This window comes from Segatella oulorum F0390 (genome assembly GCF_000224615.1).
GTDB lineage: Bacteria > Bacteroidota > Bacteroidia > Bacteroidales > Bacteroidaceae > Prevotella > Prevotella oulorum.
This window is the reverse complement of record NZ_JH114216.1, coordinates 292,150-315,751: the sequence shown is the minus strand read 5'-3', so window position 1 is coordinate 315,751 and position 23,602 is coordinate 292,150. Positions and strand designations below refer to the sequence as shown.

The window sequence follows — 23,602 nt, the reverse complement described above, 5'->3', positions numbered from 1 at the left end:
ACACTTATGTGTGAGCTTTATACCATATACACCTCTACTCTGTCTGTCAGAAGCAGCTGAAATTCAGCTCCTGTCAATCGTTTCGTGGTGATGAGCTTATCGATGTGCTTCACATCGGAAATAACACCGAGACTACGTCGCCCGAACTTTGAGGAATCTACCAACAGAAAAACTTCTCCTGCGGCCTCCATCATCACCCTACTGGTCTTGGCTTCATTGATGTCGGGCGTGGTCAATCCTACTTTAAAGTCAACGCCATCAACACCCATAAAGAGCTTATCGGCAGATATTTTGCGCAACACTTCGTCGGCTAAGGGTCCCACAAGCGTTGCCCCTTGCTTTAAAAGATTGCCACCAACCATGATAACCTCAATAGAAGTGTTGCTCAGTTCGGTGGCAATATTAATCGCATTGGTAATCACTACCAAGCGCTTAAAGTGCTTAATCTCCTTTGCCAGCAGGCTTGTTGTCGAACCAGCATCAAGGATTATCGTGTCACCTTCAGAGATAAAAGCTACAGCCTTGCGCACAATGCGCATCTTTTCTTCCAGATTTATCTTCTCTTTCTCGTTGAGTGCTAATCCAGGATATAGCTGTTTCACTTTTACTGCGCCGCCATGTGTGCGTTTAAGCAAGCCACGTTTTTCTAACAGCAGCAAATCTTTGCGCAGTGTTACAGGGGTAGCTCCGAGCGTTTCTACCAAGTCTTTCGTCACTACACGACCTTCTTTTTCTAATAGTGCAATGATTTTTCCTAACCTTTCTTCCTGAAAGAGGGCATTCTCTGTTGCTCCTTTTTGTTGTACCATGCTTGAAATCTGATTAAATCGTATGCTGCAAAAGTACGAATTTTCGTTTACTTTCGTTTCTTTTTCTCTTGCGATTTCTGTCAGATTACAATTTCAACATGGTCGACAACAGCGTAGGTCGTGCACGGACTTGTCTCGTTGTGATTAAAAATGTGAAAGAACGCTTTTTGTTGTTTTAGCCTAAAGGCTATTGAACAGGGGTGCAAAGTGTGGTTTCTTCACACCCTGTTATGGTTGTTTTAAAAGCCTTTGCTGCTTGCATTTATGGCTTTCTCTTAAAACTCCAGCCCCAACCTACACCTGAACCTGGTGTTGAAGTGGGATGAGTCTGCATCTGCCAAAGTACCAATTCGTCATCGGTGAGCTTCTTGATTTGATATACTCCTGTGGCAGCAGCGGCTGCATTGGTGCAAGCTGCATTGTGATCGAGAATGAAAGGGTCTTTGACTGTGAGCGTCATCTTCTCGGTATCGAGAATGAATGTGCCTTTCACACCAGCGTCACCTGCAACATGATGATAGGTGTAGTTCACCCCATCGTTGAGATCGAACGTCATTTCGCCGTTAATATCGGGCGTAATGCGGTCGCATTGTCCCCAACTTGCCGAGGGCATCCAGTTATCCTTATAGTTGACAAGATCGCCTGTTGTCTGATAACAATAGTCGGGTTTGCCCGTTGCAGGGTTAGTATTGTAGACCCATGTACGCCCAGTTCCACCACCTGTAAGCTCTTTCCACACAGGCTTTTTAGCTATCTCGGGGTCATTTTTCGTTACCTTGTAAGACGTTTCGGCCAACACTTCCTGTGCACCCTCGCCATAAATGGTTACACCCACGGTGTAAGTGCCGACAAAAGGATAGTAAGATGTGGCGGTATTGGCGCCTGGAGCAATGGTTTGCCCGTTGCCCATGTCCCAATGAAAGATATAACCATTATCGGCATGTGCCGTGAATATGGGATTATGTGGGTCGGTTGCATTCGTTGTTATCGCTGCGTTTATGGGCGCAGGACCGATTTTTCCCGTCTCCATCTGCTGGGGTTCGCAGGAGATTAACATAGTGACGAGGACGGTAGTTGAATAAATAAACTTTTTCATAACGATGTCATTTTTATGTTTTATCCATCAATAGGGATTCTGTACCAAGTTAGGATTGAGATTGATTTCCTTTTGTGGAATGGGGAAATAGCGTTTGTTATCCGTGTAACCAGCCATCAGAGCGCCACGACCCGTACGCACTAAGTCCCAATAACGATGACTTTCCATAGCCAATTCTACGCGGCGTTCGTGATAAACTGCTTTAAGTGGGTCTGCCTTATATGGGCTTTCACCTAATCCTACACGTGCTCTCACACGGTTGAGTGGCGTTTGCCAGTCACTGTTGTTGTGCACAGCTGCTTCGGCTTGCCACAACAATACATCGGCAAAGCGAATGACACGCACATTGAGACTGGCTGCATCGGTCATATCAGGGCGCTGACTCTTGGGCAGGGTTCCTTTGCGTTTGCAATAGCCTACGCGCGGAGCATCGGGATTATGGACGGGATCATAGTTTGTATAAATAATCTCTTCGTCGGCCGTTCCCTGCCAAAGCACATCACCATTCTTGATAATTGTCCACTCACGACGTATGTCACCTGGTTCAAACTCATCATATAAGCTTTGCGTAGGCTGGTCAAATCCCCATCCGCCATTACGGTCATCGCGACTCCGTTGATAGATTTCCAACATGCTACCTTCATTCTCATCGCCCCACTGTGTCATCTTAAAGTCTTTGAGTTGAATGTCAAACACCGATTCAATACCATTGTCTGTAGCAATCGTAAAGAGATCTCCATAGTTGGGTTGCAGGTCATAGTCGCCCGAAGCCACGACTGCTTTTGCTTGTGCTTCAGCCAATTTCCATTTCTCTTGGAAGATATAAGCTTTCGTAAGGAACGCTGCTGCGGCACCCCATGTTGCCCTTCCAAGCTCAGAAGCTGGCATAGCCTTCTTATGAGGAAGCCCTTCCATGGCAGCTTTGAAATCGTCTTCAACAAAGTTCCAGCATTGTTCCATCGTATTTCTCGGCCCTTTATATTCGGAAGGTGCCAAGATATGGTCGACGATGGGCACGGCACCAAAGATTTTCATTAATGAAAAGTAATAGTAACCACGCATAAAGCGGGCTTCAGCTACAAAGCGTTTGCGCACGTCTTCTCTGATAAATGAGTTATCCTTCACGCCCTCAATCACACGATTGGCACGATTGATTCCCTCATAATCTTGGTCCCAAACCGTTGAAAGTGTAGCCATTTCAGGTGTCGCTCTAAAGTGTTCGAGGTCTAAAATCTGCGGTTGATCGCTATCCCCTCCGCCACCTTTTGTGGCATCATCTGACACAACATCACCAATCGCCCAGTCGAGAAACTGAATATTCTCCATCCAACCCGCAGGGTCATACACGCCAACCAATGCGCTATAAGCAGTCTGTTCTCCAGAGAAGAATGTATGTTGGTCGATGCTTGGAACAGGGGTATCTAAAAAACTTTCGCACGAGGTTAAGCCCAAAAGTGCGCCTGAAAGCACATAAATTAAATATCTTTTCATTGTCGTTTTACTTTAGATTGTTTGTTTATAATGTCACATTCATTCCTATGCTATATAGACGAGGCATAGGATAATAACCTCTGTCTACACCAATATCCAAAGGATCTTCACCACCTTTCATACCAATCTCGGGGTCAAGTCCCGTATATTTCGTAAAGGTATAGAGATTTTGTGCATTGATATAGATGCGTACAGACTTAATTCCAATCTTTGTTGTGAGTGTAACAGGAAGCGTATAGCCCAATTGTACCATCTTAATGCGCAAGTAAGAACCATCTTCCAGGTAACGATCGGATTGCAAGATGGAGTTATTTGCATCTAATCCGCCCAAACGAGGATAGCGTGCATCGGTCTGTGTTCCCTCTCCTCGCCAACGTTTAATCATATCACGAGCATAGTTATACGACAGATTTTGTGTAGAACGCGTATAAGTTGAAGGACCATTGTATATTTTATTACCATAGACACCTTGCAGGGCTACACTCAAATCAAATCCTTTATAGCTGGCTGCGGCATTGAAAGAATAGCTGAACTTAGGCAACGGACTTCCTAAATAGGTGTAATTCTCGCTACTGAAAAGATTATCTTTATTCACCAACTTATAGCGTACATCGCCAGGCGCAACATTCTTTTGTGCAGTTTGTGCATGCACTTCATCCCAATTCTGGAACAGTCCGTCGGTCTTTAGACCGTAAAATTGTGCAATAGGTCTGCCCACAGTGGTGCGCGTAAGATGCACGGTATTCATGAAAGAAGCCCCATCAATGTTGGCATTGTTTGCACCTAAGTCAAGCACACGGTTCTGAATGGTGGTGAAGTTTGCCCCCACTGAATAACCCACAGGGTGGTCATAATTCTTATATTGCAACGAAATCTCCAAACCACGGTTGCGCATTTTTCCTGCATTCTGGAAAGGAGGCTCCTGCATACCCGTCTGTCCTGGCACAGGAACACGCATTAACATATCGCTTGTTATCTTGTTAAAGAACTCCACAGTACCACTCAGCTTGCTGTTGAAGAGCGCAAAATCAATGCCAAGATTAGTTGTTGTGGTCTTTTCCCATTTCAATTCTGTGTTACCAGCGCTGTTGAAACTGAAGCCAGGAACAAAGACACCACCAAACAAATAATTGGATCCTGAAGAAGCAAATGTGGCATACGAATAGGCATCGACACTGCCTTCATTACCAATTTGCCCCCAACCCATGCGAAGTTTAAGGTTGTTGAGCACCTTTACATTCTTCATAAAAGGCTCTTCTGTGACGCGCCAGCCTGCTGAAACCGACGGGAAAACGCCCCAACGATGGCCTCTTGTAAACTTAGAAGAACCGTCCATACGCACGTTGAACGTGAGAAGATAGCGCTCCAAGAAATTATAATTCAAGCGTGCAAAACCCGAAGCCTGCTTATTTTCTGTTGTGATTCCCTTTGCCGCAGCAGCATTATCTTTCGTGCGGGCATTATCAATGAACATCACATTCGGGTCATTGCTGGGAATATCTTTTACCGTAGCTTGCAGACTTTTATAGGTCACTGCATACGATTCACTGCCCAACATGGCCGAGAACGCATGTTCCTTTATCTTCTTATCAAAGGTCAACGTGTTCGTAAACTGCCTTATATAAGTGCTATAAGTATAGTTTGTGAGTGAGTTGACATTGGGATTTTGCTGCGCAGCAAATACGTAGTAAACGGGTGTATAGTTTGAATATTCATTGTTAGCATACTCGGTTGAGTAGGCTGAACGAAACTTAAAATGTTTCAAAAAACTGATTTCACCATAGACATTGGCCAACACACGGTACACGGTGTTCTTAGGATTATTGTACTCAATAGTTGCCATGGGGTTCCAAATGTCACTGAAAGTAGACTTTGTAAAGCTGCCATCTTCATTGCGAATGGGCGTAATCGGGTCGCGGGTATAAGTGGTCATGATGGGACTTGTCCACTCATCGTTCTCAATTCCACCTCTATGATTTGTCCGTATCAACGTGATATTCTCGCCAACGGTAAGCCATGAATTGGCTTTAAAATCGCCATTCGCACGCAAAGTAACACGGTCGAAAGACGTTTTCTTGATGATTCCGTCTTGACTGAAACCGTTTAGACTCAAGAAATACGTACCTTTCTCATTACCACCTGACACCGAAAAGTCGGCATTCTTCACGGGAGCATCCTTATGAAGAATCGCATCAAAGTAGTCAACTGTCGGCAATGTGCGCGTATCTTCTATGAGTGTTCCGCCACCAAGCCCTGCAGACATTTCGTTTCTCAGCATACCCCATGTCGGACCATCACACATATTACTCGATTTCCACACGTTTTGTATGCCATAATAAGCCGAGAAATTAATCGTCGCTTTACCTGCTATTCCTTTTTTTGTTGTGATGATAATGACACCATTAGCGCCACGCGAACCATAAATAGCCGTGGCCGAAGCATCTTTCAACACCTGAACCGACTCTATATCTGCAGTGTTTAGGAAATTGATGTCGCCCACCATCATGCCGTCAACCACAAACAATGGATCCGAATCGTTGAGTGTTCCGATACCACGCACACGCACAGAAATACCCGAACCAGGCGAACCTGAGAAACTTGTCACGTCAACTCCTGCCACTTGACCCTGCAAAGCATGACTCAATGTCGAAGCCGAAAGCTTGTTTACTTCCTTCATGTCCACCACAGAGATGGCCCCCGTGAGATCTTCTTTCTTTTGGATTCCGTAACCAACAGCAACCACTTCGCCCACCGTATTAGCCATTTCGGACAGCGAAACGTTCAATCGGCTCTTCCCCACTACATTTACATGCCTCGGAGAATAACCTATATAAGAGAAAGAAAGCGTAGAATCGTTGGGCTGAACCCTCACAACAAACTTTCCATTCAAGTCTGTTGTTACGCCCGAACCACTCTTCGGAGCACGCACGGTCACGCCGATTAACGGCTCACTCGTTTCGGCATCCAGCACAATGCCTGTAATTGTTCGCTCCCCTCCCGTTTGTCCCATCATATAAATAGGTGTAAAAGAGAGCATGAACAACATCAAAAATTGAATTCTTTTTTGTCTCATATCGGTAATGATATTAATGATACGGATTGTTTATTTCGACGACAAAGATAACAAAAGGAAAATAAACGAAAGAATAAAATGCTAAACTTCAACCATTAATTAACGTTTTTTATGTGATAAAACATGATTATTACTAAGCGAAACAAACTATTTGACTGCAATAACACATTAAAAACCGCTCTCCATCCCCAACAAAAAGTGATTAAAACTCAAGCAAACACAGAAATGGAAACCTTCTTTTCAGCACAAATTTCACCCCACAAACAATCACGCTGACACACCAATATACCAAGCTTTTAGCCACAAAATTGAGACTTTAAACACGCGATGCCTTGACTACTCATGCAAATAAAAGTGCCAAAAAGTTTGCAGCCTATTCGTTTTTTTCGTAATTTTGCAGCGTTCAGTGGAATGGGGGGCTCCTTAAGAGTTCCTCATTTTATTTTAATATAACATGTATGATTGACAAAAATGTCGTAAGAAAATTAGTTGAAACATGGCTTGAAGACAAGGAATATTTTCTCGTTGATGTCGAAATAAGCCCTGATGACAAGATTGTTGTAGAGATTGATCATGCCGATGGCGTTTGGATTGACGATTGTGTTGCATTGAGTAAATACATCGAAGACCATCTCAGTCGTGATGAAGAAGATTACGAATTAGAGGTGGGGTCGGCCGGATTGGGTCAGCCTTTCAAAGTGCTTCAGCAATATCTTAACTTTGTTGGCAAGCCCGTTGAGGTGCTTGCTGCCGATGGAAAGAAATATCAAGGCATTCTAAAGCATGTTGATGGGAACGATTTTGTGGTGACCGTGAACGAAAAAGTGACCGTAGAAGGGAAGAAACGTCCGCAAAAAATGGATGTCGATCATACGTTCCAAATGGATAATGTAAAATATACTAAATATTTAATCAGTTTTAAATAGAGCTATGGCAGCAAGAAAAAGTGATAGTGAGCAAATCAGCTTGATAGATACCTTTCGTGAGTTTAAAGACACGAAGAACATTGATCGCACCACGCTGGTGAGTGTGTTAGAGGAGAGTTTTCGCAATGTTTTAGCCAAATTGTTTGGCAGCGATGAGAATTTCGATGTGATTGTCAACCCCGATAAGGGCGACTTTGAGATTTATCGCAATCGCATTGTTGTTGCCGATGGTGAGGTAGCCGACGAGAATAAGCAGATAGCTTTGAAAGATGCTTTAGCCATTGAGCCCGATTATGAAGTGGGAGAAGAGGTGTCAGAGCCTGTTAATTTCGCTAAGTTTGGGCGTCGTGCCATCTTAAATTTGCGTCAGACATTGGCCTCAAAGGTATTAGAATTGGAACACGACACCTTATATAATAAGTATAAAGACCGCGTCGGTCAGGTTGTTGTTGCAGAGGTTTATCAGGTGTGGAAGCGCGAAGTGCTGATGATAGACGATGAAAACAATGAGCTTATTCTTCCGAAAAGCGAGCAGATTCCTGCCGATATTTATCGCAAGGGCGAAACGATGCGCGCCGTGATTTTACGTGTTGACAACGAAAATAATAATCCAAAGATTATCCTCTCGCGCACAAGTCCCATGTTCTTGGAACGCCTTTTGGAGATGGAGGTGCCCGAAATCGGCGACGGACTGATTGCCATTCGTCGCATTGCACGCCTTCCTGGTGAGCGAGCTAAGATTGCTGTTGAGAGCTTTGACGACCGCATTGACCCCGTAGGAGCATGTGTTGGCGTGAAAGGTAATCGTGTTCATGGCATTGTTCACGAACTTTGTAATGAGAATATCGACGTGGTAAACTACACCACTAACGTGCAACTCTTTATTCAACGTGCGCTGAGTCCTGCGCGCATCAGCAGCATTAATGTTAACGAAGAAGAGCATAAAGCCGAAGTTTATCTGCATCCTGAGGAGGTAAGTCTGGCGATAGGTCGAGGCGGAATGAATATTAAATTGGCTTCAATGCTCACTGAATATACCATTGATGTATTCCGTGAAGTGCCCGAAGATCAAGTGGATGAAGATATTTATTTGGATGAATTCTCTGACGAAATCGACCAATGGGTGATTGATGCCATCAAGAGTATTGGCTTAGACACGGCGAAAGCGGTGCTCAATGCGCCACGTGAGATGTTGGTAGAGAAGGCCGATCTTGAGGAAGAAACCGTGGATCAGGTTCTCAATGTGTTGCGTGCAGAGTTTGAACAATAATAGTAACAAACGCTATTTCGAGACACATGATATCATAAATAGGCAAAAAGATTAAGAAGAAAAGAAGTACATGAGCATCAGATTAAATAAAGCATTACGCGAATTAAACATAGGACTTCAAACGGCAGTTGAATTCCTTGAGAAGAAAAGTGAACTGGGTGAGGTGAAGTCTGATTTGAGTTTTAAACTCAATGACCAGCAATACCAGGCGCTTGTTGAGGCTTTTAAGCAAGATGCAGCCGTGCGTACTGAAGCCGAAAAGCTTTTCCAAAAGAAGCCAAAGGAGAAGAAACGAACGGCTGAAACGAAGGAAACACGTGCAGAAGACTTGCTGAAAGCGACGCCAAAGCAGGTGTATACGCCAAAAGGAAAGATTGATCTGGATAGCGTAGGAAAGAAACCTGCGGCTAAGAAAGCTGTTGCTCCTGAAGAGAAAGAAGAAGAAAAGGTTGAGGTTGCTGCCGTGAAACCTGAACCCAAGAAAGAGGAAGTGGCTCCTAAAGTTGAAGAAAAACCTGTAGAAAAGGTTGCCGAAACTCCTGTAAAAGAGGAGAAAGTGGACGAGAAACCCACCGAAAAGCCTACAGAGAAAGCCGTTGAAACTCCTGTCGAAGAGACGAAAAAGGAGGATAATGCTGCTGAGACGGAGCTGTATACCCTGAAGAGTGAGCAGAATATCCAGAATGCTCCCGGCGTGAAAGTGTTAGGAAAAATGGATTTGGATGCGCTGAATCAGAACACACGCCCTAAGAAAAAGTCGAAAGAAGAGAAGCGAAAAGAGCGCGAAGACAAGACGGCTCAGCAGGGCGGTGAGCGCAAAAAGCGGGTGCGTATCAATAAAGAACGCGTGGATATTAATGCCGAAGCCAAGCAGAACAACAATGCTTCGCAAGGCAAAAACGGCAATAATAACAATGCAGGGCGCAACAAAAATAAAAAGAACCGCAACAAACGCAATCAGAAACCATTGGAGGTTGACGACGAAGCGGTTGCACGTCAGGTGAAAGAAACGCTTGCCCGACTCACCAATAAGACCCAGAATAAGAAGGGAGCTAAATATAGAAAGGAGAAAAGAGAGGCCGTTCAAGAGAAACTTCAGCAAGAAGCTAAGGCCGAAAAGCGCGAGTCAAAGGTGCTTAAACTTACCGAGTTTGTCACGGTAAGTGAGCTGGCTACGATGATGGACATCACCGTAACGCAGGTCATCTCTACGTTGATGAGTGTTGGAATCATGGTGTCTATCAATCAGCGTTTGGATGCAGAAACCATCAATATGGTGGCGGATGAGTTTGGATTTAAGACCGAATATGTGAGCGCGGAGGTGCAAGAAGCTGTGAGTGAAGAGGAAGATGACGAGAATGATTTAGTCTCTCGTGCGCCTATTGTGACTGTGATGGGACACGTAGACCATGGTAAAACCTCTTTACTCGACCACATTCGCAACACCAATGTGATTGCAGGTGAGGCCGGAGGAATTACCCAACATATCGGCGCTTATAGTGTAACGCTGAAGAATGGGCAAAAGGTGACGTTCTTAGACACGCCAGGTCATGAAGCATTTACAGCCATGCGTGCCCGTGGTGCACAAGTAACTGATATCGCAATCATCATCATTGCCGCCGACGACTCGGTGATGCCGACCACCAAAGAGGCCATCGCTCACGCACAAGCAGCAGGTGTTCCGATGGTATTTGCCATCAATAAGATCGATAAACCCGGTGCTAATCCCGACAAGATTCGTGAGGATTTATCCAACATGAACCTATTGGTTGAAGAGTGGGGAGGCAAGTATCAATGCCAAGAAATCAGTGCAAAGAAGGGCTTAGGCGTTGAGGAACTGTTAGACAAAGTGCTGCTCGAAGCCGAGATGTTAGACCTCAAAGCCAACCCCAACCGCAAGGCAACGGGCACGATTATCGAGTCTTCCCTCGACAAAGGACGTGGCTATGTGAGCACCGTTTTGGTAAGTAATGGCACGCTTAAGATAGGCGATGTGGTGATTGCCGGCACAAGTTGGGGACGCATCAAGGCCATGTTCAACGAGCGTAACCAGCGCATTGAGCAGGCAGGTCCCGCAGAACCCGCCATTATCTTGGGTTTAAATGGTGCCCCAACCGCAGGAGATCAGTTCCATGTGCTTGAAACTGAGCAAGAAGCACGCGAGATTTCGAACAAGCGTGAGCAATTACAACGCGAGCAAGGTCTGCGCACTCAGAAGCGTATCACGCTGGGAGACATCTCCCATCGCATTGCGAAAGGCGAGTTCCATGAGCTGAATGTCATCGTGAAGGGTGACACTGACGGCTCTATTGAAGCCTTGAGTGACTCGTTTATCAAACTCTCTACCGAGAAAGTTCAAGTGAATGTCATTGGTAAAGCCGTGGGTCAGATTAGCGAAAACGATGTGATGTTGGCCAGCGCTTCCGATGCCGTTATCGTGGGTTTCCAGGTTCGTCCGTCGTCAGAGGCACGCAAATTGGCCGACCGCGAAGGGGTGGAAATCAACACTTATTCCATCATCTACGATGCTATTGACGACATCAAGAGTGTCATGGTGGGCATGCTTGACAAGGTAAAGAAAGAGGTTATCACCGGACAAGTAGAAGTACAACAAGTGTTTAAGATATCAAAGGTGGGTACTATTGCCGGTGGTTTGGTCACCGAGGGTAAGGTTCACGCCAAGGATAAAGCCCGTGTGGTGCGCGATGGCATTGTGATTCGCACGGCCGACATCAACGCATTGAAGCGCTATAAGGACGATGTGAAGGAGGTTCCAATGGGCATGGAGTGTGGAATTAGCCTCGTCAACTATAACGATATACAGGAAGGTGACGTGATAGAAACCTTTACTGAAATAGAAGTAGAACAGAAGTTATAATATCAGCACGCAACAGCTGCCGAGTAAAGTGGTATAGATTGCCACGCAAAACATGCGATATTGGCTACTAAAGTGGCCTATATTGTACAGCAATTTGGTAGTGATTGTGTAGCGATTCTACCTTAAACATAGTGGCACTCTCTATCCATGGAAGGGTGTCACTATTGTGTTTTGTAACAAATGTGACCACTTTTGTTTGTGGTATGCAGTTTGTTGCAGGTAGCAGAGCAAAAGAAGTATTCAGTAAACATGGCAGAAAAAGAGAAGAATGGGTTTGTCAAGCAGGTGGCAGAGCGCAAATATGCGTTTGGCTTTACCACCGATGTGCAAACCGAAATCATAGAAAAAGGACTCAACGAAGACATCATTCGCTTGATTTCGAAGAAGAAGAATGAGCCTCAATGGCTGTTGGATTTCCGTCTGAAGGCCTATCAATATTGGCAGGAACAGCAACAACCTACGTGGGGACACCTGCATCTTCCCAAGATAAATTACCAGGACATATCCTATTATGCAGACCCGTTGGCCAGCAAACCCAAAAACAAAGAGATTGATCCTGAGTTGGAAAAAACATTCGATAAGTTGGGCATTCCGTTGGAAGAGCGTTTGGCTTTGAGCGGAACAGCTGTGGATGCCATCATGGATTCGGTCTCGGTGAAAACCACTTTTAAGGAGAAACTGCGCGAGAAAGGCATCATCTTTTGCAGCATCAGCGAGGCCGTTCGCGAGCATTCCGATTTGGTTCGCGAATATTTAGGTTCGGTGGTGCCTTATCGTGACAACTATTTTGCAGCACTCAACAGTGCCGTTTTCAGCGATGGCTCGTTTGTTTACATCCCCAAGGGCGTGCGCTGTCCGATGGAGTTGAGCAGCTATTTCCGCATCAACGCAGCCAATACGGGACAGTTTGAACGCACACTCATCGTGGCAGAAGATGGAGCTTATGTCAGCTATCTTGAGGGATGCACGGCACCTATGCGCGATGAAAACCAGCTACATGCTGCCATTGTAGAGATTGTTGTGAAGGATAATGCCGAAGTAAAGTACTCAACTGTGCAGAATTGGTATCCGGGTGACGAGCAAGGCAGGGGCGGAGTGTTGAACCTTGTGACCAAAAGAGGCGACCTGAGAGGGGTAAATGCCAAGCTCAGTTGGACGCAAGTGGAGACGGGTTCGGCCATCACATGGAAATATCCTTCGTGCATTTTGCGCGGCGATAACTCCGTTGCCGAGTTCTATAGCGTAGCCGTTACCAACAATTATCAAGAAGCCGACACGGGAACAAAGATGATTCACATGGGCAAAAACACCAAGTCGACCATCATTTCTAAAGGCATCTCGGCCGGGAAGAGCCAAAATTCCTATCGCGGTTTGGTGCGCGTTACGCCTCATGCCGACAATGCACGCAACTATAGTTCGTGCGATTCTCTGTTGTTAGGTAGCACGTGTGGCGCCCATACTTTCCCCTATATGGACGTGCATAACGACTCGGCTATCGTCGAACATGAGGCAACTACATCGAAAATCTCAGAAGATCAGCTCTTCTATTGCAACCAACGTGGCATCCCAACCGAGCAAGCTGTGGGCTTAATCGTGAATGGTTATGCCAAGGAAGTGCTCAATAAACTGCCGATGGAATTTGCGGTTGAGGCGCAAAAGCTGTTGAGTGTTACGCTCGAAGGCACGGTAGGATAATCACCATTAATCATCATTTTTGAAGAAACAACCATGTTAGAAGTTAAAAATTTACACGCAACGATTGCGGACAAAGAGATATTAAAGGGTATAAACCTCACAGTGAAGGATGGCGAAATCCACGCCATCATGGGGCCAAATGGCTCGGGTAAATCAACATTGAGTGCCGTGCTGACAGGCAATCCGCTCTACACCGTCACCGAGGGTGAAGCACTTTTCAACGGAAAAAATCTGTTAGAGATGAGTCCTGAAGACCGTTCTCATGCGGGATTGTTTCTCTCTTTCCAGTATCCTGTAGAAATTCCGGGGGTCTCAATGACCAATTTCATGCGGGCAGCCATTAATGCTAAGCGCGAATATCAGGGCAAAGCGCCGCTCAATGCGGCCGACTTTCTGAAGCTGATGCGCGAGAAACGCAAGTTAGTTGACCTTGATAGTAAGCTCTCAAATCGTTCGGTTAACGAGGGATTCTCGGGCGGAGAGAAGAAGCGAAACGAAATTTTTCAGATGGCAATGCTTGAACCTACGCTCAGCATTCTCGACGAAACCGACTCGGGGTTGGATGTCGATGCCATGCGTATTGTGGCAGATGGCGTGAATAAAATGCATACACCGCAAACTTCAGCCATCGTGATTACGCACTATGAGCGCCTGCTCGACATGATTAAACCCACGCAAGTGCACGTGCTTTACAAAGGAAGAATCGTGAAAACGGCAGGTCCCGAGCTGGCAAAAGAGATTGAACAACACGGCTACGACTGGATAAAAGAAGAGGCCGATGCACGCTTTGGTGAATAAAAAGGAGGCACATCATGAAGAGTGAACAACAATATATAGACCTTTATCAGCAGGCCTCGCAGCTGATTAAAACCCATTCGGCCGATGTGTTGAATGCGGTTCGCGATGAGGCTTTTGCTGATTTCAAGGCGCAAGGCTTCCCCACAAAGAAGGTAGAACGTTATAAATACACCGATATGGCGGCGCTTTTTGCACCCGATTACGGGTTAAATCTCAAGCGATTGCCTATCCCTGTCGACCCATACGAGACGTTTACATGCGATGTTCCCAACCTTAGTACATCGGTTTATTTCGTAGTAAATGACGGCTTTTATACGCAGGCTTTGCCACAAAACAAGCTGCCTGAAGGCGTCATCATCGACTCTTTAAATCGCATTGCAGCCGAACGTCCCGATTTAGTTGCACCCTATTATGCGGGTTTGGCACAGACAAAGGACGACGCTATCACGGCGTTGAACACCATGTTGGCGCAAGATGGGCTCTTCATCTATGTGCCCAAGCGGGTGAAAGTCGACCGTACTATTCAGGTGATTAACATTCTTCGTGCCGATGTTGAGCTGATGGTGAACCGCCGTGTGTTGTTGGTTTTGGAGGAAGGTGCCGAACTGAAGTTGCTTTTTTGCGATCATGCGGCCGACAATCGCCGGTTCCTCACCACGCAAGTCATCGAGGCTTATGTGGGCGAGGGTGCGCAATTAGAGTTGAATTGCTTAGAGGAGACGCATCTAAAGAATACGCGTGTGAGCAATGTTTACATCGATCAGCAGGCCAATAGCCGTGTCAATCACAACGTCATCACGCTGCATAACGGCATCACGCGCAATCGTTTAGATCTTGTTTTCAAAGGCGAAGGCGCCGAATGCCATTGCAATGGCTGCGTGATTGCCGACAAAAGCCAGCACGTAGACAACAATACGCTCATCGATCATCGCGTGCCTCATTGCACAAGCAATGAGCTTTACAAATATGTTCTCGACGACAATGCCGTGGGAGCCTTTGCTGGTCGTGTGTTAGTGAGGCAGGAAGCGCAGAAGACTGTGAGCCAGGAAACCAATCAAAACCTGTGCGCTACGAAGACAGCACACATGTTTACGCAACCCATGTTGGAGATTTATGCCGACGATGTGAAGTGTGCTCATGGCTCAACCGTAGGGCAACTGAACAACGATGCCTTGTTCTATATGCAGCAACGCGGCATCAGCAAGCGCGAAGGAAAGTTGTTGTTGCAGTTTGCTTTCGTCAATGAAGTCATCGATAAGATGGAGTTAGTGCCGCTTCGTGACCGACTTCACCACTTAGTGGAGAAGCGTTTCCGGGGCGAACTGAATAAATGTGAGGGCTGCCAGCTGTGCAAATAGGTGACCTTTTGAAATAAGATAATGATAGATAAGCTCGATATAAAGCAGATACGCGCCGATTTTCCCATCCTCGCGCGCACCATTTACGACCGGCCTTTGGTGTATTTCGACAATGCAGCCACCACACAAAAGCCCATGGTTGTGCTTGATGCGATGCGCGAAGAATACCTCAATGTCAATGCAAACGTGCATCGTGGCGTGCATTGGTTGAGCCAACAAGCCACCGATTTGCACGAACAGGCACGCGAAACGGTGCGCCGTTTCATCAACGCCCGCAGCACAAACGAGATTGTTTTCACGCGCGGAACCACCGAAGGGCTCAACCTTATTGCGTCGAGCTTTGCCGAATCGATGATGAAAGCGGGCGACGAGGTGATTATTTCTACCGTAGAACACCATTCGAACATCGTGCCTTGGCAGCTGCAGGCCACGCGAAAAGGCATCGTGTTGCGCGTGATTCCGATGAACGATTACGGGCGAATGGATGTGCAAGCGCTGCGCAACATGATCAACGAGCGCACCAAAATCATCAGCATTTCGCAGGTAAGCAATGTGTTGGGCACCATCAATCCTGTAGCCGAAGTCATCCGCATGGCCCACGAATATGCCATTCCCGTGGTGGTTGATGGGGCGCAAAGCACACCCCATTTCAAGGTCGACATGCAGCAGATGGATTGCGACTTCTTTGTGTTCAGCGGCCATAAAATCTATGGACCCACGGGCATTGGCGTGCTCTATGGCAAAGAAGCGTGGTTAGAGCAGTTGCCTCCTTATCAAGGTGGCGGCGAGATGATTGCCCATGTCAGTTTTGAAGGCTCCACATTTGAGCAGCCCCCGTTGAAGTTTGAGGCCGGAACACCCGACTATATCGCCACCAACGGGCTGGCCAAGGCGCTTGATTATGTGTCGGCTATCGGCATGGATGCCATCCAAGCCCACGAAGAAGCGCTCACGAAATATGCCATCCGCCAGCTACAAACCATCGAAGGCATGCACCTTTATGGCATTCCTCAAGATACAGACCTCGACACTTTGCAGCACGATGCCGTGTTGAGTTTCCAAGTGAAAGACATTCATCACATGGACATGGGCACGCTGTTAGACCATTTGGGCATTGCCATTCGCACCGGACATCACTGTGCACAGCCCCTCATGCAGCGCTTAGGTGTGCTCGGAACTGCACGCGCGAGCTTCGCATTCTACAACACATTCGAAGAGGTTGACGCATTGGTGGCCGCCATTAAGCGCATTGCAACCATGTTTTAATGGCACCCGATGGCGCCCGAAATGACCGACAATGATGCTCCTTCCACACTATTACACCGACAAAATCGAGGCTGGCTGCGACGAAGTGGGACGCGGTTGCTTGGCCGGAAGCGTCTATGCGGCCGCCGTTATTCTGCCGCAAGATTATGACAACCCTCATCTAAACGACAGCAAAAAGCTCACGCAGGCCAAGCGTTATGCGCTGCGTGAACAAATCATGCAGGATGCTTTGGCCTGGGCTGTGGGCATTGTGACGCCCCAGGAGATTGACAAAATCAACATTCTCCATGCCAGTTTTCTGGCCATGCACCGCGCCCTCGACCAGTTAAGCGTGCGTCCCGAGGCCGTTGTGGTGGATGGAAACCGTTTCGATGCCTACGTGGTTGGCAAGGGATTGCCCGGCGAAGGCACCACATTGCCGCACACTTGCGTGGTGAAAGGCGACGGGAAATATCAGACGATTGCCGCTGCCAGCATCCTTGCCAAGACCTTTCGCGACGATTATATGCGCGAGATGGCGGCGCAATATCCTTATTATGACTGGGAACACAACGTGGGTTATCCCACGAAGAAGCACCGCATGGGCATCCTCACGCACGGCATTTCGCCCTTGCATCGCAAGAGTTTCCAGCTCATTGCCGAGCCCGATTTGTTTCAAAACCAGCCTTAATTCCATCTACCCTCACCCGCAATTTGTTTCAAATCCAGCCTTAATTCCACCCACCTGCACCCGCAATTTGTTTCAAAGCCAACTCTAATTCCACCCACCCTCACCCGCAATTTGTCTCGAAATCAGCCTTCATTCAACCCACCCCCACCCCCAATTTGTCTCAAAACCAGCCTTCATTCAACCCACCCTCACCCACAATTTGTTTCAAAACAAGCCTTCATTCAATCCTTCCTCACCCACAATTTGTTTCAAAAGCAACCGATTTGCCTCCTAAAGCAGCCCACTTTTTCGTCCAATCTGTTTGTTTTTGGCGTGCATAGGAAGATATATTAACCCACTTTTAATTGGGTTATCGTCAGGCAAGAGAAATATTAACCCACTTTTAATTGGGTTACTTTTGGGAAAGAACAATGTTAACCCACTTTTAATTGGGTTGTTTTTGCACAAGAGAAATGTTAACCTACTTTTGATTGGGTTAATATTTCGTCGAAATATGCGCTATCATGAGGACAAAAGAGCATCTTGTTGTGCCATTTTTGCCGGTCGAAGGTGCCTTGTTTGCTAACAAAGGCGGTGGAAGGTGTAGCATTTGAAGGGTGAAAGATACAGCGTTTGGCGGTGGAAGGTGCAGTGTTTGGAGGTGAAAGGTGCAGCGTTTGGAGGGCAAAAGAACAGTGCCTGATTTGCTCATGTCGGCAAATCAGGCACCTTGTTTTGTGGAGCTTATGGCTCTGTTTTAATGGCTTTTCCGCCCGATGGCTACCGGTTGGTTTCGCGCTTGCAATTCCTTTGTGGGGTAAAAGCTATCATTTTAGTGCGCAATCTCTATCGGTTTGCCATGCAATCTCTATCTTTTTACGGCGCAATTTGCATGCTTTTTAATCGCCATAGCCCGGTGTTTGCGTCAACAGGTTGTTGGTAGAGAGCGTTGTTTCGTCGATAGGCCAAAGCAAACGCGTGTTGTTAGCCGTGGAATATTGCGTGGCTTTGTTGAACAAACGAATGTCGTGCCAGCGCTTTCCTTCGAACAAAAACTCGCGCATACGCTCCTTTAACACGGCCTCTTCGGGCGTTTCGTCGCCACCAACAAAGGGATTATTGGTGTAGAATGCCGTCAAAGCGGGCGAGCCACCGGTGCTCTTTTCGTTGGGATATTGCACCTCGGGGTGAGCAGTGAAATAGGTTACGCCATAAGCCCGACTGCGAATTTGATTGATTTCTGCCGCCGGACTTTGTCCCAAAAGCACCTTCGCCTCGGCCATTCCCAGCAGACATTCGGCATAGCGATAGATGGGTTGGTCGTCGAACCACGAGGTAGCCGATCCGCCGGCAAGCAACGTTCCGTGGAACTTGTTGCAGATGTTGCCCACGTAGGTGGTGCCATCGCTTTCATAAACATCGGCCAAAGAGCCGGCTCTGCGGGTGTCGTTGCCGTTGAAATAGAGCTTGGTCCACAGCTGTTTGTCAAGCGGAAAGCGCATCACTCCGCTGCCAAGGCTGAGGTTTAAATACTGTGATTGGCTGAATTGGATGGCATTTCCGCCGGCATCGTGCAGGCGATAGCCACTCACATTCTGCTTGTTCATCACCAAAGAGGTGTAGAGCCCATTCCACAACGAGGTTTCGTTTTCGCGGTTGTGCAAGGCAAAAATCACCTCTTTGTTGCCTTTCTTGTCGTAGGCAAACACGTCGTTGTAGTTGTTGAGCAATGCAACATCGGCATTGTTTTTCACATCTTGATAGGCTTGCAGCGCCGTTTGGTAGTCGCTTGTGCCACCTCCCATCTGCTTTCCGCTCCACAAATAAACCTCGCCTTTGAGCATTTTGGTGGCTGCGAGCGACCAATACATGCGCCCATCGGCAAAGGAATAGTTGTTGTTGTAGGCGTTTTCAGAGGCTTGGATGTCGGCTTTTATCTGCGTCATCACGTCGGCTGCCGCATCTTGTTTGCGGGCTACTTTGTCCAAATCAACGGTGTTGCCTTCGGTGTGTTGCAGATAAAGAATGACATCGCCATAGCTACGCAGCAACTGGAAATAGAGAAATGCGCGCAAACCATGGCTGCTGGCGAGGTATTTGTTTTTCTGTTCGTTGCTCAAAAACGTTGCCTCGTGAATCTTATCAATCATCAGGTTGATTTGATTGATGCCCGTATAAAGGCCGCCATACTTGCTGATTACAGGACTACTCTTTTCAAGTGTGTTGTTCCATAAGCGCTCATAGCCTTGCGAAGCCTCACCACTGAAGGGCGTTCCGCTGTAGATGTTGCTGCGCATCTCGCCCCAAATGATGTATTCATAGCCATAGTCTCTCACAAAAGAGTGGAGACCCTGGTTGAAAGATTGCACTTGGTCGGCGTTTTTCCAGAAGTTGGCATCGGTGATACTACTGGTGGGTTCTAAGTCCAAACAGCCCGTAAGCGACAGGCTTACCACGGTGGCTGCGATATAAGAAAATAGCTTTTTCATTGTAAATTACTTTGTTTTGTTAGAAAGTGATGTTGAGCCCAAAGAGTAAAGTGCGCGGTGCCGGGTAGCGACCATAGTCAACTCCGTTGGTAGGTTCGGGCGAAGCACCATCGTAACTGGTGAGATAAAAGAGGTTTTGTCCCGTGATATACACGTTGGCATTGCTCATTTGGAGCGCCTTAATCCATTGTTTGGGCAGGCTATAGCTGAGGGTTATCTCGCGCAAAGCCATGTAACTGGCCTTCTCATAGAAGATAGAATTGCCGCGCCAGATGTTATGTTTGTTCAGTTGGTCGGCGTAAGTGAAGACCGGATACTTGCTGTTGGGGTTGTCTTCGCTCCACATTTCTTTCACTTTCGTGATGAGATTAAACTGCCCTTGAAACTGTCCCATAGAGCGAGACTTGAGGTCATTGTAGATGGTGTGGCCCAAAGCATAGTCGCAACGTGCATACAAAGACAGGTTTTTATAAGTGAGTGTGGTCGACCATCCGCCTGTTACGCTGGGTCGTTCGTTGCCGACTACCTTGCGATCGAGCGTGTTGATGATGCCATCGCCATTGATATCTTCCCAGCAAACATCACCGGGTTCGATGGGTTTCCAACCGGTTGAGTTCTTATAAAGCACGCCCGTTTGCGGATTTATCTCGTCAGCGAGGCCCGGTCCGTAAAGTTTTGCCACGTTATCGATGCGCTTATTGGCATGCGTGCGCACGTCATCCCAGTCGCGAAAGATGTGATCTTGCTGATAACCATAAAGGTCTCCGAGCTTTCCTCCTTCGCGATAGCCACCAATCCACTTTGTAGGTGTCTTGCCATTTGCATCAACCGGCCCGGCAGCTACTTCCACTCCGTTGAGCTGATTGAATGGACGATCGCTCTTAGGCAGCTTGATAATGGTGTTCTTAACTGTTGAAAGGTTGAACGAAAGATCCCAACGGAAGCCGTTTTTCAGGTGCACTGGTGTGGCACGCACCTCCATTTCGAAACCTTGGTTGCGCAACTTTCCTAAGTTGGTTTGGATAGATTGGAAACCCATATACGAAGGAAGGTTGACACTTTGCAGCAGGTTGCTGGTGTTGCGCACGTAGTAATCGAGGATAAGTGCCAAGCGATTTTTGAAGAAACCAAGGTCAAGACCACCTTCAAACGTGTGGCTTTGCTCCCATTTCAGTGCGGTGTTAACGAGCGAACGGTCGTAGAAGGCCGTGTTTCCGTTGTAGTTTGTCTGCTGACCATACACACCATAGATGTAGAAGTCGCCGATACCGCTCACGTTTCCGTTGCTACCATAACTGATACGCGGTTTGATATTGCTCACCACTTTTGCGAGTTTAGAATCTTTCCAGAAGTCTTCTTCCATCACATTCCAGCCCAATGACACACCAGGGAAGAAGCCCCAGCGATGATCTTTGAGCTTAGAATTGCCGTCATAACGGAAAGTAAACGAGAGCAAATACTTTTGCATGTAGTCGTAATTGAGGCGACCAAAGAGCGATTCTATGCGATTGCGCGATTTATATGAGCTGGGATTGTCGTCTTTATCAGCACCAGCATTGAGCGTAGGAATATCGTCTGTGGGCGAATTTTTCGTTGAAGCATACAACTGATAGTAGTTGTAATCGAAGTATTCGCCACCCAACATCACGTCAACATTATGTTTCTCGGCAAACGTATTGCGATAGTTCAAGAAAGCATTGAGCTGCGTTTGCGTGTCTTTCATCAAATAACCATACGCGCGACGCGTGGTATTCATCTTGCCAGGATTGCTTTGTGTGTAGTAAGCCTTATTGAATGTCTCCTGTTGATCTAACGTATGATAGACCGAAGCATTGGTTGTCAGCGTGAGATGTTTCGGGATAATCGTTAAATCAAAGCCCAAATTGTAAGTCTCTGCGCGGTTACCATTGCTCGTAGTGAGCTTGTCATTCCAATACAAATAGTTACCATCTGAGGAGCTCCAACCTGGTGCTGGGCTACCATCTTCCAAGTAAGGGTTCCACGTTGGACGCTGAGAACGCGTGCGATAGAAGAGTGAAGACCACGAGCCATAATAGCTATTGGGTTGCGTGTACCAGGTGTATTGTGCACCGGCACGCACCTTTAGCCAGGGTTTAATTTGGTAATCGCCCTTCACACTACCCGTGAAACGCTTGTAAGAGGTATTGCGAACGACACCATCCTCGTGGTAATAGCCCAACGAAGCCACAAACGATCCCAAGTTGTTGCCACCCGAAAAGCTCATGTAATGGTCTTGTGTGGTGGTCTGATTGTGGAAAATAGCATCTTCCAACAGGCCGCTATAGTCTTTAAACATCAGTTTTTTGCCGGGTCCAGTGTTGTAATAAGGGTCGTCCATCAGCTGCCATCCCTCTTGTTCCAACATGCGTTTGTGGTCGGGATTGGTCGCATCATAGTATAACACATCGGTGCGTGGGGTGTAATGGCTGTAACCATAGCCCGAATAACCATTCTGAGCGTCTACATTTGCAGGAGTTCCGTGCCCGGCCATTGACGTTGCATAACGCTTCATCCCTAAACGATTATAATAGATATAATCGCGTGCGTTCATGAAATCGTAGTCATCCCGACGGAAGTTCACACCCACTTTCATGCGGTAATTGATGCTCGATGTGCCACGTTTTGCCTGCTTTGTGGTAATCAAAATAACACCTCCGTTGGCTCTTGCACCATAAATGGCGGTCGACGCCGCATCTTTCAGCACCTCCATCGACTCAATGTCCGATGGGTTTACCTCTGAAAGCGTGCGCTCCACACCATCAACAATGATCAAAGCAGGTGCATTACCTGTGATCGAAGCGCCACCACGAAGCGTGATGGAAGGTGCTGTTCCCGGCTGTCCCGAACCGTTAAACACCTGCAAGCCCGTCACACTGCCTTGCAAAGCGCTACCCGCATTGGCGAAAGCAGCCGCATCCAACACCTTATTATCCATCTTCGAGATGGCCGTTGTCAGCGTGGCACGCTTCTGTTGTCCGCCATAACCCGTCACAACCACTTCGTTCAGGGCATGCGATTGCTCTCTCATGTGCACCTTAATCGGTTGCCCGTTCCATTTCACTTCTTGTGAATCCATGCCAATGTAGCTCAAGATGAGCACACTACCACGATTGACATTCTGCAAAGTGAAACGGCCATCGAAGTCGGTTATCACCCGATTGTTCGTGCCTTTTACTTGAACAGTTGCCCCAATAACGGGCTCTCCTTGCTCGTCAGTAATGGTTCCTGTGCACTGATTGCTTTGTTGCGTGTGCTGTGGAGCAGGCACTTGCGTTGCCCATCCCACGGCAGGAGTCACGAGCGATGCGCCTAACCATAGCGCAAAACTAATAGGTTTCTTGTGTAAAGTCATATATATTATGTATTAAAATAGATGATATTTTAGTAGAAAACAGCATAAATTGCAACCTAATCTGTACCACTTTACTTAGGACCTCCGCGCGGTTTGCTTGGCAGTATATCAGATAAAGGAACTTGTTCTTCCACGCTTTGTCGTATGGAAGATGCGGTAAAGTGCAATAGTAGGATAGTTTTATTCATTCACTTACGCGATTTGATTTGTCTCAGTTATGCGGTGTAAATGTACAAACTTTTTTTAAAAGCAGACTAAAAAATGCGGAAAAAGTTTGTTATCACCTATAAAAAAGCAATGTTCAGCGATGATTATGGCGACCGATGTGCTTGATAATCCTCTTTTAAGCAGCCTTAAAAACCTTTTTCTTGTAGTGCAATGTGTTTTTGAAACATTATTTTATCGGTGGGTTATGATGCGCGAAATACAAT

At 46.9% G+C, this 23,602-nt stretch carries 14 protein-coding genes; 8 read left to right on the top strand and 6 right to left on the bottom strand.

The annotated features are described in order from the left end of the window. Nucleotides 1-17: 17 nt before the first annotated feature. The 4 genes from HMPREF9431_RS07705 to HMPREF9431_RS07690 form a co-directional block, all read right to left on the bottom strand. Nucleotides 18-809, bottom strand: a complete 792-nt coding sequence (locus HMPREF9431_RS07705; protein WP_004380657.1) for a DeoR/GlpR family DNA-binding transcription regulator — start codon at nt 807-809, stop codon at nt 18-20. A 262-nt stretch (nt 810-1,071) separates the two neighbouring features. Then, complete coding sequence (locus tag HMPREF9431_RS07700; protein WP_004380656.1) at nt 1,072-1,905, bottom strand: PKD domain-containing protein; 834 nt, start codon at nt 1,903-1,905, stop codon at nt 1,072-1,074. Between the two features lie 27 nt (nt 1,906-1,932). Beyond that, nucleotides 1,933-3,396 carry a RagB/SusD family nutrient uptake outer membrane protein gene (locus HMPREF9431_RS07695; protein WP_004380655.1) on the bottom strand — a complete coding sequence of 488 codons (1,464 nt, stop codon included), beginning with the start codon at nt 3,394-3,396 and terminating at the stop codon, nt 1,933-1,935. A 25-nt stretch (nt 3,397-3,421) separates the two neighbouring features. Then, nucleotides 3,422-6,469: a SusC/RagA family TonB-linked outer membrane protein gene (locus tag HMPREF9431_RS07690; protein WP_231287791.1), complete on the bottom strand. Its 3,048-nt coding sequence runs from the start codon at nt 6,467-6,469 to the stop codon at nt 3,422-3,424. A gap of 458 nt (nt 6,470-6,927) precedes the next feature. On the opposite strand from HMPREF9431_RS07690, the gene rimP reads away from it, so the two are divergent. The 8 genes from rimP (at nt 6,928) to HMPREF9431_RS07650 (ending at nt 17,330) form a co-directional block, all read left to right on the top strand. Next, on the top strand, nt 6,928-7,395 hold the full coding sequence (gene rimP / locus HMPREF9431_RS07685) for a ribosome assembly cofactor RimP (RefSeq protein WP_004380653.1): 468 nt from the start codon (nt 6,928-6,930) through the stop codon (nt 7,393-7,395). A gap of 4 nt (nt 7,396-7,399) precedes the next feature. Continuing rightward, nucleotides 7,400-8,665: a transcription termination factor NusA gene (gene nusA / locus HMPREF9431_RS07680; RefSeq protein ID WP_004380652.1), complete on the top strand. Its 1,266-nt coding sequence runs from the start codon at nt 7,400-7,402 to the stop codon at nt 8,663-8,665. A 70-nt stretch (nt 8,666-8,735) separates the two neighbouring features. After that, complete coding sequence (gene infB, locus HMPREF9431_RS07675) at nt 8,736-11,543, top strand: translation initiation factor IF-2 (protein WP_004380651.1); 2,808 nt, start codon at nt 8,736-8,738, stop codon at nt 11,541-11,543. Nucleotides 11,544-11,792: 249 nt separating this feature from the next. Next, a complete protein-coding gene (sufB, locus tag HMPREF9431_RS07670; protein ID WP_040561443.1) occupies nt 11,793-13,238 on the top strand; it encodes a Fe-S cluster assembly protein SufB in 1,446 nt (481 codons plus the stop codon). A gap of 33 nt (nt 13,239-13,271) precedes the next feature. Then, nucleotides 13,272-14,036, top strand: a complete 765-nt coding sequence (sufC, locus tag HMPREF9431_RS07665) for a Fe-S cluster assembly ATPase SufC (RefSeq protein WP_004380649.1) — start codon at nt 13,272-13,274, stop codon at nt 14,034-14,036. Between the two features lie 14 nt (nt 14,037-14,050). Next, on the top strand, nt 14,051-15,394 hold the full coding sequence (gene sufD, locus HMPREF9431_RS07660) for a Fe-S cluster assembly protein SufD (RefSeq protein ID WP_004380648.1): 1,344 nt from the start codon (nt 14,051-14,053) through the stop codon (nt 15,392-15,394). A gap of 21 nt (nt 15,395-15,415) precedes the next feature. Next, a complete protein-coding gene (locus HMPREF9431_RS07655; protein WP_004380647.1) occupies nt 15,416-16,660 on the top strand; it encodes an aminotransferase class V-fold PLP-dependent enzyme in 1,245 nt (414 codons plus the stop codon). Nucleotides 16,661-16,694: 34 nt separating this feature from the next. Further along, a complete protein-coding gene (locus HMPREF9431_RS07650) occupies nt 16,695-17,330 on the top strand; it encodes a ribonuclease HII (RefSeq protein WP_004380646.1) in 636 nt (211 codons plus the stop codon). 878 nt (nt 17,331-18,208) lie between these two features. On the opposite strand, the gene nanU is transcribed toward HMPREF9431_RS07650, so the two are convergent. Continuing rightward, complete coding sequence (gene nanU / locus HMPREF9431_RS07645; RefSeq protein ID WP_004380645.1) at nt 18,209-19,798, bottom strand: SusD family outer membrane lipoprotein NanU; 1,590 nt, start codon at nt 19,796-19,798, stop codon at nt 18,209-18,211. Between the two features lie 19 nt (nt 19,799-19,817). Beyond that, nucleotides 19,818-23,171 carry a SusC/RagA family TonB-linked outer membrane protein gene (locus HMPREF9431_RS07640; RefSeq protein WP_004380644.1) on the bottom strand — a complete coding sequence of 1,118 codons (3,354 nt, stop codon included), beginning with the start codon at nt 23,169-23,171 and terminating at the stop codon, nt 19,818-19,820. Between the last annotated feature and the right edge of the window lie 431 nt (nt 23,172-23,602).

Excerpts from the sequence above, each read along its gene's own strand:
- HMPREF9431_RS07655 (WP_004380647.1), top strand. The coding sequence starts at position 15,416 with ATGATAGATAAGCTCGATATAAAGCAGATACGCGCCGATTTTCCCATC.
- HMPREF9431_RS07690 (WP_231287791.1), bottom strand. The coding sequence starts at position 6,469 with ATGAGACAAAAAAGAATTCAATTTTTGATGTTGTTCATGCTCTCTTTT.
- HMPREF9431_RS07695 (WP_004380655.1), bottom strand. The coding sequence starts at position 3,396 with ATGAAAAGATATTTAATTTATGTGCTTTCAGGCGCACTTTTGGGCTTA.
- rimP (WP_004380653.1), top strand. The coding sequence starts at position 6,928 with ATGATTGACAAAAATGTCGTAAGAAAATTAGTTGAAACATGGCTTGAA.
- nusA (WP_004380652.1), top strand. The coding sequence starts at position 7,400 with ATGGCAGCAAGAAAAAGTGATAGTGAGCAAATCAGCTTGATAGATACC.
- sufD (WP_004380648.1), top strand. The coding sequence starts at position 14,051 with ATGAAGAGTGAACAACAATATATAGACCTTTATCAGCAGGCCTCGCAG.
- infB (WP_004380651.1), top strand. The coding sequence starts at position 8,736 with ATGAGCATCAGATTAAATAAAGCATTACGCGAATTAAACATAGGACTT.
- sufC (WP_004380649.1), top strand. The coding sequence starts at position 13,272 with ATGTTAGAAGTTAAAAATTTACACGCAACGATTGCGGACAAAGAGATA.
- HMPREF9431_RS07640 (WP_004380644.1), bottom strand. The coding sequence starts at position 23,171 with ATGACTTTACACAAGAAACCTATTAGTTTTGCGCTATGGTTAGGCGCA.
- HMPREF9431_RS07705 (WP_004380657.1), bottom strand. The coding sequence starts at position 809 with ATGGTACAACAAAAAGGAGCAACAGAGAATGCCCTCTTTCAGGAAGAA.
- HMPREF9431_RS07700 (WP_004380656.1), bottom strand. The coding sequence starts at position 1,905 with ATGAAAAAGTTTATTTATTCAACTACCGTCCTCGTCACTATGTTAATC.
- HMPREF9431_RS07650 (WP_004380646.1), top strand. The coding sequence starts at position 16,695 with ATGCTCCTTCCACACTATTACACCGACAAAATCGAGGCTGGCTGCGAC.
- sufB (WP_040561443.1), top strand. The coding sequence starts at position 11,793 with ATGGCAGAAAAAGAGAAGAATGGGTTTGTCAAGCAGGTGGCAGAGCGC.
- nanU (WP_004380645.1), bottom strand. The coding sequence starts at position 19,798 with ATGAAAAAGCTATTTTCTTATATCGCAGCCACCGTGGTAAGCCTGTCG.